Raw genomic sequence first — 14,459 nt, 5'->3', positions numbered from 1 at the left:
TGAGGATCTTCGTAAATGGCTTTGCTTGGGCGCTACAACAGTTTGCAAATCGTGAAACACACCGACTTCGGCCTGTACCTCGACGGTGGGGCCGATGGCGAGATCCTGCTGCCCAGGCGCTACATTCCCAAGGACACCGCCACCGAGGTCGACGACTGGCTGAACGTGTTCATCTACCTCGACAGCGAGGACCAGCTGATCGCCACCACCGAGAAGCCCAAGCTGCAGGTCGGTGAGTTCGCCAGCCTCAAGGTCAAGGACATCAACGGCGCCGGCATCTTCCTCGACTGGGGCCTGTCCAAGGACCTGCTGATGCCATACTCGGAAGAGTCCCGGCCGCTGAAGATCGGCGATTATTGTGTGGTGCACGCCTACCTGGACAAACGCACCCGCCGCATCACCGCCACCGCTCGCCTGGACCGCTACCTGGATCGCACCCCGGCCGACTACCAGGCCGGCCAGCCGGTCGAGCTGTTGGTGGCCGGGCAGACGCCGATGGGCTTCAAGGCGATCATCAACAACCGCCACTGGGGCCTGATCCACAAGAACGAGGTGTTCAAGTTCCTGCGTTCGGGCATGCACGAGAAGGGCTACATCAAGGAAGTGCGCCACGACGGCAAGATCGCCCTGAGCCTGCAGCCGGTGGGCAAGGTGCTGGCCGACAGCCTGCCCGAGCAGATCATGGCGCGCCTGGAGGCCGCCGGCGGTATGCTCGAGGTCTGCGACAAGAGCGACCCGGAGGTGATCAGCCGGCTGTTCAACGTCAGCAAGGGCAATTTCAAGAAAGCGATTGGCGCGCTGTACAAGCAGGGCCGTATCGTCATCCTTGACGATCGTATCGAGCGAGCCTGATCAGGCCTGCAGGAAAGGCGTGAAGTCCAGCTGCTCGCCACCGGGGCGGGTGTCGCGTAGCAGCGAGTCGCGGTCGGCGCTCAGGGCCAGGCTGATGGTCGAGCGGCGCTTGCCGGGGTGGCGGACTTCCATCTGTTCCTGATGGGCACGCAGGAAGTTGGTCGGCACCTTCAGGTGCTGCAGCGTGTCGGTCTCGGGCGTGTGCAGCAGCAGGTTGACCCAGTCGGGCTGGCCCTTGCGCAGCAGCGCCGTCGGTACATCGAACCACCACAGGTTGCGCTTGCGGTCGAGGATCGCGAACAAGGTGTTGTCGCGGTTGAGCACCGGCCGTTCCAGCACTTCGTTGCGGCGGGCGATGGCGGTGGGTTTGTCGAGTTTCATGCAGGTTCCTGCGGGTTGACGCTAGAAAGGCCTGGTATTGTGCGTTGGGCGCTGCTGGCGAACAAGCCCGGTATGCTCCCGCAGTGCGTGCCCGGCATAGCCCATTGCGTAGCCATTTCTTCGGTGTGTCCGGGATTGAGCAGCACCGCACCTGGCGTGGTCTATTAGACTTGCATCATTGAAAGGGCCTACCGCCTGCCAGTTGGCCTTGCCTGACACGATCCTGCGGCGAAAGGAGACGCTATGATTTTCCCCGACCTGCGCGGCTTGCCCCTGCACCGCGTGCTGGTGCGCACCGTTCGCGAATTTCTCGATGACGAGATGTCCACCTATGCTTCCGCGCTGGCCTACCAGATGCTGTTTTCGCTGTTCCCCTTCCTGCTGTTCCTCATCGCCCTGATCGGCTTCCTGCACCTGCCGGACTTCTTCTCCTGGCTGCGCTTGCAGTCGGAGCTGGTGCTGCCGCCCCAGGCCTTGGAGCAGGTCAACCCGGTGATCGACCAGTTGCAGCAGTCCAAGGGCGGGCTGCTGTCGGTGGGTATCGTCATTGCCCTATGGACCGCCTCGGCCGGCGTACGCCTGATGATGAGCGCGATGAACGCCGCCTACGACGTGCCCGAAGGGCGCCCGGTGTGGAAGCGCCTGCCGCTGTCGATCATCTACACCGTCGGCATCGCCGGCATGCTCCTGGCGGCTGCGGCACTGATGGTGCTCGGGCCGCAGGTGATGGAATGGATCGCCGCCCAGGTCGGCATGCAGGAAGTGATCGTCACGGTGTGGACCATCCTGCGCTGGCCGTCGATCATCATCCTGATGATGGTGGCGGTGGCATTGATCTACTACGTGATGCCCGATGTGAAGCAGGAGTTTCGTTTCATCACCCCAGGCTCGGTGCTGGCGGTCGTCGTGTGGATCATCGCCTCGCTGGCGTTCGGGTACTATGTGAAGACCTTCGCCGACTACAACGCGATGTACGGCAGCATCGGTGCGATCATCGTGCTGCTGCTGTATTTCTACATCTCCGCCGCGGTACTGCTGTTGGGCGCGGAAATGAATGCGGTCATCGAGCACATGTCGAGTGAAGGCAAGAACCCTGGCCAGAAGGAAGCCACCGGCCAGGCCGCCAAGCAGACCCTGACCGTGCTCGGCCATGAGCACCCGGTCGAGCCCCAGCCCAGCGAGCCGAACCCGCGATGATCCGTGACATCCTGAAGATGGGCGACGAACGCCTGCTGCGCATCGCCCCGCCAGTGCCGCAGGAGCTGCTCGGCAGCGCCGAGCTGCAGCAGTTGATCGACGATATGTTCGAGACCATGCGCCATGTAGGGGGTGTGGGCCTGGCCGCGCCACAGGTCGGCATCGACCTGCAGTTGGTGATCTTCGGCTTCGAGCGCAGCGAGCGCTACCCCGATGCCGAGCCGGTACCGCAGACGATCCTGCTCAACCCGGTGATCACGCCCGTGGGGATGGAGGTCGAGGACGGCTGGGAAGGCTGCCTGTCGGTGCCCGGCCTGCGTGGCGTGGTGCCACGCTTTCGGCATATCCGCTACGAAGGCATCGACCCACAGGGCAACCCGATCAACCGCTTCGCCGACGGTTTCCATGCCCGGGTGGTGCAGCACGAGTGCGACCACCTGATCGGCCGCCTGTACCCGTCGCGCATCCAGGATTTCAGCCGGTTCGGCTATACCGAGGTGCTGTTTCCCGGGCTGGATGCCCGCGACGATTGACCTCGTACCATCGCCACTAGGCGCTTGCTGCGCTGGTAGCGCGTCAGGCGTGCGCCCAGGGCGTCGGGCAGGACAGCGGTGACGGTAAAGCCCATGCGTTGGTAGAACGCTTCCAGCTCCGGATGGCAGAACAGCCAGGTAGGGGGCGCGTTGGCGGCCAATGCTGCCTCGATCAAGTGCGTGGCGACCTGCCGGCCACGCCATTGCGGCGCCACGAACAGGCCGGTGAGCCAACGGCCATCGGCCACGGGGCTCAGGTTCATGCCGCCGACGATGCCATCGGCCCGAGCCACCCATGATTCGCCATCGCCAGCCGCGCGCATGCGCGAGCCGTGCTGGCGGTAGAAGTGATCGAGCAACTTGCGTTCGAGGCGGGTGAGGGGGCGGCAGTCAAGTGCGGGCATCGTCGTCATGTGCCGATTGTGACATCACAATGGCTGACCTGCAGCCTCCCTGGTGCAGGCCTGTCATGAATTGTTGCAGGCCACGCAAGGGTGATTGTCCGAGTTTGGGGTTCAACTATTACCGGCGGGGAGTAGAATTTTCTCCATCCCCCGTACGCAGCGGGATCGGTACTTCGTGTCATCTCGAAGTCGATGACAACTTCTCCGCGCCATTTCCGGCATATGAAGTCAATCGATCAGTTTGATTGCTTTTAAGGCCATATACCATGAAACCCTTACTGATTCTTGCATTGGTCGGTATGTCCTCGTTCGCCCTGGCAGACGAGGTCAAGACCGCCTCCACCCAGCCTGTTGTCGAGCAGTACGACTACTCCATGAACCTGGACATCAAGCGGGTGATCAGCCTTTCGACCATCCCCAACGTCTGCGAAGTGGTGCCCGCCACCATGACCTACGAGGACCATCAAGGCCAGGTGCACACCATCCAATATCGTGCCATGGGCGAAGGTTGCAGCCAGGGCTGAAACGTCGGCGCCGCCTTCGACCTTGAAGGAGATAGCCCAACCCTTCGGGCTGCGCTGTCGCGCAGAGAACCATTGATCAGTGCTGCCCTGTGGGACCACCGCTCCCACAGGGCGTCGCAGGACAAACGGTTTTTGCCAGCGACCACCCAGCGGCAAGGTTCTAGAGTGTAGTTGGTACTCGGCAGCCAATGCTGGCGGTGCCATCGGCCTCGCCCGGGAAAGGAGGCCAAGCGGTCGAGCAGGCTGCGCGGGCCTGACATCCACGCTGCAAGCCAGGCACAATGCGCCTCTTCTCGAGCCGTAGCGTATACAGAGTGCCCCATGCCTTTTTCGAATGGATTCCTTCTGAGCCTGTCCTTGTGCCTGGACATCGGCGTGGCCAACATCGCCATGATCACCTTGGCGATGCGCCGCGGCTTCATGCAAGGCCTCTGGCTGGGCTTGGGAACGTGCGTTGGTGACCTGATCTATGCCGTCGCGGCGTTGGCGGGCATGACCGTGCTGTTGCAGTTCGAGGCGGTGCGCTGGACCTTGTGGCTTGGCGGCTCGGCGCTGTTGGTGTGGTTTGCGCTGAAGATGGCACTGGCGGCCTGGCGTGGCGGGCACCTGGAGGCCCGTGGGCAGGTGGTGATCGAGCCGGCCTGGCGCGAGTTCCTGCGAGGAATGTTCCTGGCCATGTCCTCGCCCAGTGCCATTCTCTGGTTCGCTGCGGTGGGAGGGGTGCTGATTTCCCGCTCCGGTGCCGGTGGGCTGCTGGAGGCCGGGTTGTTCCTGGGAGGCTTCTTCGCCGCCGGGGTGGTCTGGTGCCTGGCCCTGTGTGGTATCGCCAGCCACGGCGGGCGTCTGCTGGGGGATCGTTTGCTGACTTGGTCGTACCTGTTGTCGGCGGCGATCTTCTGCTACTTCGCGGGGTACGTGATTCTCTCCGGTTATCGTGAGTTCATTCTGGCCAGCCCGGCGTCATAAGCCTGGTTAATAGCGTGGTCCCGTCGCGGACGCGACAAAAAAAGATTTTCAGCGCGGTGTCGATTTCCCCGATCCCAGTTCGACCAGTCATGAAGGCACCGGCTTCTCCCGGTGCCACCCACTCATGAGCGATCGGAGGAAACACCGATGAACACTGCAGCCGAAACCGAAATCCGCCAATTGATCGAAGGTTGGATGCAAGCCGTGCGTGACCGCGACCTCGATGCGATCACCGCGCCCTATGCCGACGATATCCTGGCGTTCGATGCCATCCAGGAACTGCAATTCAAGGGCAAAGCGGCCTACCGGGCGCATTGGGAGATGTGCATGGGCATGTGCACCGGGCCGATGGTCTTCGAACTCGCCCAGTTGACCGTGCATGCCGACGGTGACCTGGCCCTGGCCCATTGGCTCAACCGCTGCGGCCCGGCCGACAACGAAAGCCAATGCGGCTTCATGCGCGCCACCGTGGGCTATCGTCGTAGGGGCGGGCAGTGGCAGGTCATCCATGAACACTGGTCGGCGCCGTTCGACATGCAGACCCAGAAGGCGCTGTTCAACCTCAAGCCCTGATACCGCTCATCGGCAATTGCCCGCGACCCCTGCATTGGAGACGACCATGAAATACCTGTGCCTGGTCTATTGTGACGAAGGGCTGCTGCACAGCTTGCCCGACAGCCCCGAAGACGCCGAATGCATGGCCTACGCCGAATCGCTGCAGGGGTCCGGGCGAATGCTCGCGGCCGAGGCGCTCAAGCCTGTGCAGACCGCCACTACGGTACGCGTGCGTGGCGGGCGCATGAGCCTGACCGACGGCCCGTTCGCCGAGACCAAGGAACAGTTGGCCGGCTTCTACCTGGTCGATGCCCGCGACCTCAACGAGGCGCTGAACATCGCCAAGGGGATTCCGGCGGCGCGGGTCGGCAGCGTCGAAGTGCGGCCGGTGCGCGAGCTGCAACCTTGACAATGGAGAGCGAGCATAATGAGCCTTGCACAACCAGGCCTGGCCCAGGCACAGCATGAGCTGGCCATCAGCCGCCTGATCGATGCACCGCCGGCCAAGGTGTTCCGCGCCTGGACCGAGCCCCAGTGGCTGAGCCAATGGTGGGGGCCCCATGGCATGACCACCCCTGAATGCGAGATGCAACTGTGGGTCGGTGGCCTGTTCCGCACGTTGATGCGGGCGCCCGATGGCGCCGAGTACCCCAACCAGGGTGTATTCCTGGAAATCATCGCACCGCGGCGGCTGGTATTCACCGATGCGTTCGCCCCGGGCTGGGTGCCGTCGGGCAAGGCTTTCATGACCGCGGTGATGACCTTCGACGAAGAGCAGGGCAAGACCCGCTACACCGCCCGGGCCTTGCATTGGAGTGCTGCCGACTGCCGCGCCCACGAAGAAATGGGGTTCTACCAGGGATGGGGCGAAAGCCTGGACCGCCTGGTGGAGGTCGTGACCCAGCGGATGCCGGACTGATGGTCGATGCCGAACAGGTGCGCGGGGAGGTCGAGGCGGTCTACCGCCGCGACTCCCGGCGTATCCTGGCAACCTTGATCCGCCTGCTCGGCGATTTCGACCTGGCCGAGGAGGCGATGCATGACGCCTTCTTCATCGCTGTCGAACGTTGGCAGCGGGACGGCATCCCGGACAACCCCCGGGCCTGGCTGGTCTCCGCAGGCCGTTTCAAGGCCATCGATGCCTTGCGCAGGCGGGCTCGCTTCGACCGCTCCCAGGCTGACCTGATCATGCTTCTGGAAGGGGAGGGACAGGACCCCAGCGAGGAGGAACTGCTGGTGGATGACCGCCTGCGCCTGATCTTCACCTGCTGCCACCCGGCTCTTGCCGCAGACGCCCAAGTACCGCTGACCCTGCGTGAAGTATGCGACCTGACCACCGAGCAGATCGCCCGGGCATTTTTGCAAAGCCCGGCGACCATTGCCCAGCGCATCGTCCGCGCCAAGGCCAAGATCCGCGATGCGCGCATTCCCTACCAGGTACCGGCCCTGGGTGAGCTGCCCGAACGCCTGGAAAACGTGCTGCGGGTGGTGTATCTGGTGTTCAACGAAGGGTACTCCGCGTCCTCTGGCGAAGACCTGGTGCAGCGCGAACTGTGCGACGAGGCGATCCGCCTGGGGCGCTTGATCGCCCAACTGCTGCCCGATGCCGAGGTGCTCGGGCTGCTGGCATTGATGCTGCTGCAGGCGTCGCGCCTGCGCGCCCGCACCGATGCGGCGGGAGAGCTGGTGCTGCTCGACCGCCAGGACCGCAGCTTGTGGGACCGTGCGCAGATCGACGAAGGCTGCCAATTGGTGCAGCAGGCGTTGCGCAGCCGTCAGTTTGGCGCCTACAGCGTACAGGCAGCCATCGCCGCGCTGCATGCCGAGGCGCCCAGCGCCGAGCAGACCGACTGGGCGGAAATCGTCGGGCTTTATGATGTGCTGCAGCGCCACTGGCCGTCACCGGTGGTCGAGCTGAACCGGGCGGTGGCGCTGGCCAAGCGAGATGGAGCGAGGGCTGGGTTGCAGGCGATCGAAGCGATCCTGGGGCGGGGCGAGTTGCTCGATTACCACCTGGCCCATGCCGCGCGGGCCGAACTGCATCGGCAGTTGGGGCAGGATGAGCAGGCCCGGGTCGCCTGGCGCCAGGCCCTGGCGCTTACCCGGCAAGGGCCGGAGCGGCGGCATATCGAGCGGTGTCTGCGGGAGTTGGGGTGAGAAAGAGCTGAGCAAGCGCAAGGCCCGTGGGAGCGGGTTTACCCGCGAATACCGTGTGGCATGCTGTGCGGGTAAACCCGCTCCCACAGGGCGCCGTATCAGCTGGCGACGAAATTTGGCGGGGTGACCAGTTCGACGGTCTGCTGTTTGCGCGGTGCGAGGATCTCGGCGACGCCTTCGACGACCAGCTCGTCGTTCTGGTTGTATACATTGGTGGCGATGCGCACCTTGAACTTGGGCAGTTTCTCGAGAATCTCAAGGCGCACGGTCAGGGTGTCGCCGATCTTCACCGGCTTCTGGAAGCTCATCTGCTGGCCCAGGTAGATGGTCCCGGGGCCCGGAAGGGTGCAGGCCACCGCGGCGCTTATCAAAGCGCCACTGAACATGCCATGGGCGATGCGCTCGCGGAACATGCTCTTGGCCGCGAACTCGGCGTCCAGGTGCACCGGATTGTGGTCACCGGACATCGCGGCGAACAGCTGGATGTCGCGCTCCTGCACGGACTTTTCATAGCTGGCTTTCTGCCCGACTTCGAGGGCTTCGTAGGGCGTGTTGGTGACCTGGGGCATCGGGGCTTCCTTAGGAGGGCGGACGGGGAAGTGTACATCATTCACTGCGGGCAGGGCGGCCAAGGGCCAGGGCCTGCTCCAGCCAGCCGAGGATATCGGCGGTGACCTCGTCGCGGTTGGTTTCGTTGAGCAGTTCGTGCCGGGCCTCGGGGTACAGGCGCAGTTGCACGTGCCGGTTGCCGGTCGCGCGCAGGGCAGCGGCCAGACCTTTCAGACGCTTGCCGGCACTGACCGGATCACATTCGCCGCCGATCACCAGGATGGGCAGGTTCGGGTCGATCTGCGCCAGGTTCTTCGGCTGGCTGATCTGCGCCAGGCCTTGGAGCAGGTCAACCCACAGCTGGTTGCAGCAGCGAAAGCCGCACAGCGGGTCGGCGACGTACTGGTCGACTTCGTCAGTATCGCGGCTGAGCCAGTCGAAGGCAGTGCGGTTGGGCCTGAAGGCCTTGTTGAACGAGCCGAACGACAGCCAGTCGAGCAGCGCGCTCTTGCCCAGCGGCCCTTGGCGCCAGGTTTCGGCACGGGCTACCAGGGAGGCGGTGCGGTACAGCAGGGGGGGGTGGAAGTTCGAGCCACTGAGCACGGCGCCCTGCAGGCTGGCGCTGTGGTGCATCAGGTACGCTTGGGCGATGTAGCTGCCCATGCTGTGGCCGAACAGGAACAGCGGTGTACCAGGGAATTGTTGGCCGATGTGCTGGGCGATAAGGCCCAGGTCGTTGACTACGGTGGTCCAGCCATGATGACGGGCGAACAGGCCCAGGCAGCCCAGCTCGGCGGTACGGCCATGGCCACGCAGGTCCGGGGCGAGCAGCGCGAAACCTGCATCCGCCAGGGCATGGCCCAGACGCCGGTAGCGACCGGCATGCTCGGCCATGCCATGGGCCAGCAGCACCACGGCCTTGACCGGGGTGGTCGGCAACCACTGGTGGACATAGAGGCTGCAATGCTCGCTGGCAGGCAGCCAGAAGGCGTCATGGGGCATGGAAGGTCCTTTGCGCACGGCTTCGAGACAGTGTATGCGCAATGGCGCCGAATGCAGGAAGACAACAAATAAGATTCACAATGTTAATGGCGGCACTTGGCTTGTATGCCTCCTGCGTCTTACCTGCTAACGTCGGTTCAACACCCTTTTGCCTGTGTGGGCAAAGAGGTAGGGATAGCTTCGGGCAGAGGAACAACTATAAATGCAAGCCGACTTCTGGAACGACAAGCGCCCGGCGGGCGTGCCTTCCACCCTCGATATCAATGCCTACCAATCCGTGGTCGATGTCTTCGAACGCTCCTGCAAGTGCTTCGCCGACCGCCCGGCCTTCAGCAACCTGGGCGTGACCCTCAGCTATGCCGACCTCGATCGCCACTGCGCGGCCTTCGCGGCCTGGCTGCAGCAGCACACCGACCTCGTCCCGGGCGATCGCATCGCCGTGCAGATGCCCAACGTGCTGCAATACCCTATCGCCGTGTTCGGTGCCATGCGCGCCGGCCTGATCGTGGTCAACACCAACCCGCTCTATACCGCGCGCGAGATGCGCCACCAGTTCAAGGATTCCGGCGCCCGCGCCCTGGTGTACCTGAACATGTTCGGCCAGCGCGTGCAGGAGGTGCTCGGCGAGACCGACATCCAGTACCTGATCGAGGCGAAGATGGGCGACCTGCTGCCCACCGCCAAGGGCTGGCTGGTCAACACCGTGGTCGACAAAGTGAAGAAGATGGTCCCGGCCTACAACCTGCCCCAGGCCGTGTCGTTCAAGCAGGTGATGCGCCAGGGCCGCGGCCTGTCGCCCAGGCCGGTGGCGCTGGCGCTCGACGACATCGCCGTGCTGCAGTACACCGGCGGCACCACCGGCCTTGCCAAGGGTGCCATGCTCACCCACGGCAACCTGGTCGCGAATATGTTGCAGGTGCTGGCCTGCTTCGCCCAGCACGGCCCCGACGGCCAGCGGCTGATCAAGGACGGCGAGGAGGTGATGATCGCGCCGCTGCCGCTGTACCACATCTATGCCTTCACGGCGAACTGCATGTGCATGATGGTCACCGGCAACCATAACGTGCTGATCACCAACCCCCGCGACATCCCGGGCTTCATCAAGGAACTGGGCAAGTGGCGGTTCACCGCGCTGCTGGGCTTGAACACGCTGTTCGTCGCTCTGATGGACCACCCCGGTTTCAAGGCCCTGGATTTCTCCGCCCTCAAGGTCACCAACTCAGGCGGCACGGCGCTGGTGAAGGCCACCGCCGAACGCTGGGAGCAACTGACGGGCTGTCGCATCGTCGAGGGCTATGGCCTGACCGAAACCTCTCCGGTGGCCAGCACCAACCCCTATGGCGAGCTGGCACGCCTGGGCACCGTGGGCATCCCGGTGCCGGGCACGGCGTTCAAGGTCATCGACGACCAAGGCAACGAACTCCCCCTGGGCGAGCGGGGCGAGCTCTGCATCAAGGGGCCGCAGGTCATGAAGGGCTACTGGCAGCAGCCCGAGGCCACCGCCGCCACACTGGATGCCGAGGGTTGGCTGAAGACGGGCGATATCGCCGTGATCGACCCCGACGGTTTTACCCGTATCGTCGATCGCAAGAAGGACATGATCATCGTCTCGGGTTTCAACGTGTACCCCAACGAGATCGAGGATGTGGTCATGGGGCACCCGAAGGTCGCCAACTGCGCGGCCATCGGCGTGCCGGACGAACGTTCCGGCGAGGCGGTCAAGCTGTTCGTGGTGCCCCGCGAGGGCGGGCTGGATGTCGATGAGCTCAAGGCGTTCTGCAAGGCCAACTTCACAGGCTACAAGGTACCCAAGCACATCGTGCTGCGCGATTCATTGCCCATGACGCCGGTGGGTAAGATCCTGCGCCGCGAGCTGCGTGATATCGCCTGATCCCTGGCGGGCTTCCGAACAGGCAGGCTAGGGATGAACCGCTCTAGCCTGCCTTTTTCGGGCTGAATTGCGACGTTTTGGTTAAATACTCTAAAAATGACCTATATAGTTCTTTGAGTCATTTTTGTGACCGATAAGGCCGATTCGGGCTCTAGTCGACCCTTGGCAAAGCTGTTACTCTCGGCGCGCTTTCGGATGATCCGGTTTGCAATGAGCCGTCATCTCATATCAATAATAAACGCACAATGCGTGACGAATTGGCTGTTGCTGAAGGAGCGGGCTTCCATGATCGAAAATTTTTGGAAGGATAAGTACCCAGCCGGAATTACGGCTCAAATCAATCCTGACGAATTCCCCAATATCCAGGCGGTACTCAAGCAATCCTGCCAACGCTTTGCCGACAAACCGGCCTTTAGCAACCTGGGCAAGACCCTGACCTACGGTGAGCTCTACACGCTCTCGGGCGCTTTCGCCGCTTGGCTGCAACAGCATACCGACCTCAAGCCCGGCGACCGCATCGCCGTGCAATTGCCCAATGTCCTGCAATACCCCGTAGCCGTGTTCGGCGCCATGCGCGCCGGCCTGATCGTGGTCAACACCAACCCGCTGTACACCGCGCGGGAAATGGAGCACCAGTTCAACGACTCCGGCGCCAAGGCCCTGGTATGCCTGGCCAACATGGCCCACCTCGCCGAGAAGGTGGTGCCCAAGACCCAGGTCAAGCACGTCATCGTCACCGAAGTGGCCGACCTGCTGCCGCCGCTCAAGCGCCTGTTGATCAACAGCGTGATCAAGTACGTGAAGAAGATGGTGCCGGCCTACAACCTGCCGGGCGCCGTGCGCTTCAACGATGCCCTGGCCCTGGGCAAGGGTGGCGCGGTGACCGAGGCCAACCCCCAGCCCAACGACGTCGCAGTGCTGCAGTATACCGGCGGTACCACGGGGGTTGCCAAGGGCGCCATGCTGACCCACCGCAACCTGGTAGCCAATATGCTGCAATGCCGGGCGCTGATGGGCTCCAACCTGCATGAGGGGTGCGAGATCCTCATCACCCCGCTGCCGCTGTACCACATCTATGCGTTCACCTTCCATTGCATGGCCATGATGCTGATCGGCAACCACAACGTGCTGATCAGCAACCCGCGTGACTTGTCGGCGATGGTCAAGGAGCTGGGCAAGTGGAAGTTCAGCGGCTTCGTCGGGCTCAACACCCTGTTCGTCGCCCTGTGCAACAACGATGCCTTCCGCGCCCTGGACTTCTCGGCGTTGAAGATCACCCTGTCCGGCGGCATGGCCTTGCAGTTGAGCGTGGCCGAGCGCTGGAAGGCGGTGACCGGTTGCGCCATCTGCGAAGGCTACGGCATGACCGAGACCAGCCCGGTAGCGGCGGTCAACCCGGCCGAGGCCAACCAGGTCGGCACCATCGGCATTCCGGTGCCTTCCACCCTGTGCAAGGTCATCGATGACAGCGGTCGCGAACTGGGCCTGGGCGAGGTCGGCGAGCTGTGCGTCAAGGGCCCGCAGGTCATGAAGGGCTACTGGCAGCGCGAGGACGCCACCGCCGAGATCCTCGACCAGGACGGTTGGCTGAAGACCGGCGACATCGCGGTGATCCAGCCGGACGGCTACATGCGCATCGTCGATCGCAAGAAGGACATGATCCTGGTGTCCGGCTTCAACGTGTATCCCAACGAGCTCGAAGATGTGCTGGCTGGCTTGCCGGGCGTGCTGCAGTGCGCGGCGATCGGCGTGCCGGACGAGAAGTCGGGCGAGGTGATCAAGATGTTCATCGTCGTCAAGCCGGGCATGACCCTGACCAAGGAGCAGGTGATGGAGCACATGCGCGCCAATGTCACCGGCTACAAGGTGCCGCGCTACATCGAGTTCCGCGATGCGCTGCCGACCACCAACGTCGGCAAGATCCTGCGTCGCGAGCTGCGCGATGAAGAGCTGAAGAAACAGGGCCTGAAGAAGATCGCCTGACCCGCAGGCGGCGCGGTCTCTGGAGCGGCCTTGTGCCGCGAAAGGGCTGCAAGGCACGCCCCGGCTTTTGCAGCATCGCTGATCGGGGCCGCTTTGCGGCCCTTTCGCGGCACAAGGCCGCTCCAGGGGGCGCGGAGTCAGCGCAGTTTCTCGAGCATCTGGTAGTACCACATCCCCGCCGCCAGCAGCGGATTGCCCAGTAGGTCCCCCATCGGTACCTTGATGTGCTTGCACGCCGCGAAGGTGTCGAATTTCTCCAGCGTTCCGGTCAGGGCTTCGGCCATGATCTCGCCCATGATGTGGCTGGTGGCGATGCCATGCCCTGAATAGCCCTGGCAATACCAGACGTTGTCCGAAAGCTTGCCCAACTGCGGGATACGGTTGACCACGATGCCCATGGCGCAACTCCACTTGAACTCGATCGGCACGCCCTTGAGCGCCGGGAAGGTGCGCTCGATGCAGGGGCGCAGCTCGCCTTCGATATCCCGCGAATCCTTGCCCGAGTAGTTGGCGCCGCCGCCGAACAGCAGGCGTTTGTCCGCCGTCAGGCGGTAGTAGTCGAGGACGAAACGGCAGTCGTACACCGCCAGGTCCTGGGGGTTGATCTGTTCGGCCAGCTCACCCAGCGGTGCAGTGGTGACGATGCCGCCCATGGCCGGGAAGATCTTGCCCTTGAGCTGGCGCTTTTCCAGCTTGTGGTAGACATCGCCTGCCAGCAGCACCTGACGTGCCTCGATGCGGCCTTGGGCGGTGACCACCGCCGGGCGCGGGCCATGGATGATCTCCAGTACCTCGGAGTTTTCGTATACCAAAGCGCCCAGGGAATGGGCGGCGCGGGCCTCGCCCATGCACAGGTTGAGCGGGTGCAGGTGCAGGTTGCGGCGGTTCTTCAAGGCGCCCAGGTACAGCGGGCTCTGCAGGTGCTGGCCGACCGCGGCGCGGTCGAGCAACTGCACCTGGTCGCCCATGCCACGGCGCTGCGCCTCGTCGTAGCTGGCTTGCAGCTCGCTCATGTGCGACGGCTTCATCGCCGCGTGCAGGTGGCCGCGCTTGAGATCGCAATCGATACCGTAACGCGCCACGCGCTGCTCGATGATCTGGTGCCCGCGCCAGCGCAGGTGCCAGATGAAATCGTCTACCTCGCTGCCCAGGCGATTGCGCATCTGCGTGCGCATGGCCTCGTCGCCCGAGAGGCTGCCGGTGACTTGGCCGCCGTTGCGCCCGCTGGCGCCCCAGCCGATCCGGTTGGTTTCGACGATGGCCACCTTCAGGCCTCGCTCGGCCAGCTCCACTGCCGTGGCGACTCCGGTGAAACCGCCGCCGATGATGGCCACGTCCACCTGCTCGGTGCCGGTGAGCGTCGGGTAGGCGGTCGGGTCGTTGAGCGTGGCGCTGTAGTAGGACGGTGCCCGTTGCGCCGCCAGGTTGTTCGATGCTGCGTTCATGTCGATTCCTTCAAACGGAT

Annotated in this window: 16 protein-coding genes; 11 read left to right on the top strand and 5 right to left on the bottom strand. The window is 63.7% G+C overall.

Annotated elements, in window-relative coordinates:
* Positions 1-15: 15 nt before the first annotated feature.
* A complete protein-coding gene (locus tag AC1MHZ_RS22010) occupies positions 16-852 on the top strand; it encodes a CvfB family protein (RefSeq protein WP_084858402.1) in 837 nt (278 codons plus the stop codon).
* Here AC1MHZ_RS22010 and AC1MHZ_RS22005 read toward each other — a convergent pair whose 3' ends face one another.
* Complete coding sequence (locus AC1MHZ_RS22005; RefSeq protein ID WP_084858403.1) at positions 853-1,233, bottom strand: hypothetical protein; 381 nt, start codon at positions 1,231-1,233, stop codon at positions 853-855.
* Between the two features lie 243 nt (positions 1,234-1,476).
* On the opposite strand from AC1MHZ_RS22005, the gene AC1MHZ_RS22000 reads away from it, so the two are divergent.
* Together AC1MHZ_RS22000 and def are read left to right on the top strand one after the other, a co-directional pair.
* The gene (locus AC1MHZ_RS22000) at positions 1,477-2,430 is read left to right on the top strand and encodes a YihY/virulence factor BrkB family protein (protein ID WP_084858404.1); all 954 of its coding nucleotides are present in this window, start codon (positions 1,477-1,479) and stop codon (positions 2,428-2,430) included.
* Positions 2,427-2,963 (top strand): peptide deformylase, encoded by a 537-nt coding sequence (gene def / locus AC1MHZ_RS21995; protein ID WP_084858405.1) that lies wholly within the window; start codon positions 2,427-2,429, stop codon positions 2,961-2,963. Before AC1MHZ_RS22000 ends, def begins: the two co-directional genes overlap by 4 nt.
* Here the strand turns inward: def and AC1MHZ_RS21990 are convergent.
* The gene (locus AC1MHZ_RS21990; protein WP_084858406.1) at positions 2,918-3,367 is read right to left on the bottom strand and encodes a GNAT family N-acetyltransferase; all 450 of its coding nucleotides are present in this window, start codon (positions 3,365-3,367) and stop codon (positions 2,918-2,920) included. The two genes, def and AC1MHZ_RS21990, sit on opposite strands and share 46 nt — an antisense overlap.
* Positions 3,368-3,633: 266 nt before the next feature.
* On the opposite strand from AC1MHZ_RS21990, the gene AC1MHZ_RS21985 reads away from it, so the two are divergent.
* From AC1MHZ_RS21985 to AC1MHZ_RS21960, 6 genes are all read left to right on the top strand, one after another.
* Positions 3,634-3,891, top strand: a complete 258-nt coding sequence (locus AC1MHZ_RS21985; protein ID WP_084858407.1) for a DUF2790 domain-containing protein — start codon at positions 3,634-3,636, stop codon at positions 3,889-3,891.
* Positions 3,892-4,212: 321 nt separating this feature from the next.
* Entirely contained in the window at positions 4,213-4,857 is a 645-nt protein-coding gene (locus AC1MHZ_RS21980) for a LysE family translocator (RefSeq protein WP_084858408.1), read from the top strand.
* 147 nt (positions 4,858-5,004) lie between these two features.
* Complete coding sequence (locus tag AC1MHZ_RS21975) at positions 5,005-5,430, top strand: YybH family protein (protein WP_368829944.1); 426 nt, start codon at positions 5,005-5,007, stop codon at positions 5,428-5,430.
* 46 nt (positions 5,431-5,476) lie between these two features.
* The gene (locus AC1MHZ_RS21970) at positions 5,477-5,821 is read left to right on the top strand and encodes a YciI family protein (protein WP_084858410.1); all 345 of its coding nucleotides are present in this window, start codon (positions 5,477-5,479) and stop codon (positions 5,819-5,821) included.
* 18 nt (positions 5,822-5,839) lie between these two features.
* On the top strand, positions 5,840-6,331 hold the full coding sequence (locus AC1MHZ_RS21965) for an SRPBCC family protein (protein ID WP_084858411.1): 492 nt from the start codon (positions 5,840-5,842) through the stop codon (positions 6,329-6,331).
* Positions 6,331-7,569 (top strand): RNA polymerase sigma factor, encoded by a 1,239-nt coding sequence (locus AC1MHZ_RS21960; RefSeq protein ID WP_084858412.1) that lies wholly within the window; start codon positions 6,331-6,333, stop codon positions 7,567-7,569. Before AC1MHZ_RS21965 ends, AC1MHZ_RS21960 begins: the two co-directional genes overlap by 1 nt.
* A gap of 98 nt (positions 7,570-7,667) precedes the next feature.
* Here AC1MHZ_RS21960 and AC1MHZ_RS21955 read toward each other — a convergent pair whose 3' ends face one another.
* Positions 7,668-8,138 (bottom strand): MaoC family dehydratase, encoded by a 471-nt coding sequence (locus AC1MHZ_RS21955; RefSeq protein WP_084858413.1) that lies wholly within the window; start codon positions 8,136-8,138, stop codon positions 7,668-7,670.
* A 37-nt stretch (positions 8,139-8,175) separates the two neighbouring features.
* A complete protein-coding gene (locus AC1MHZ_RS21950) occupies positions 8,176-9,120 on the bottom strand; it encodes an alpha/beta hydrolase (RefSeq protein ID WP_324816676.1) in 945 nt (314 codons plus the stop codon).
* Positions 9,121-9,322: 202 nt separating this feature from the next.
* Between AC1MHZ_RS21950 and fadD2 the strand changes: the two genes are divergently transcribed.
* Both fadD2 and fadD1 read left to right on the top strand, forming a co-directional pair.
* Complete coding sequence (gene fadD2 / locus AC1MHZ_RS21945; protein ID WP_482966913.1) at positions 9,323-11,011, top strand: long-chain-fatty-acid--CoA ligase FadD2; 1,689 nt, start codon at positions 9,323-9,325, stop codon at positions 11,009-11,011.
* A gap of 285 nt (positions 11,012-11,296) precedes the next feature.
* Complete coding sequence (gene fadD1 / locus AC1MHZ_RS21940; protein WP_084858416.1) at positions 11,297-12,994, top strand: long-chain-fatty-acid--CoA ligase FadD1; 1,698 nt, start codon at positions 11,297-11,299, stop codon at positions 12,992-12,994.
* 137 nt (positions 12,995-13,131) lie between these two features.
* Here the strand turns inward: fadD1 and AC1MHZ_RS21935 are convergent, their stop codons facing one another.
* Entirely contained in the window at positions 13,132-14,439 is a 1,308-nt protein-coding gene (locus tag AC1MHZ_RS21935) for an NAD(P)/FAD-dependent oxidoreductase (RefSeq protein WP_084858417.1), read from the bottom strand.
* Positions 14,440-14,459: the final 20 nt, after the last annotated feature.

The organism is Pseudomonas sp. FA-1, assembly GCF_056856075.1.
This window is presented reverse-complemented; position numbering and strand designations above follow the sequence as displayed.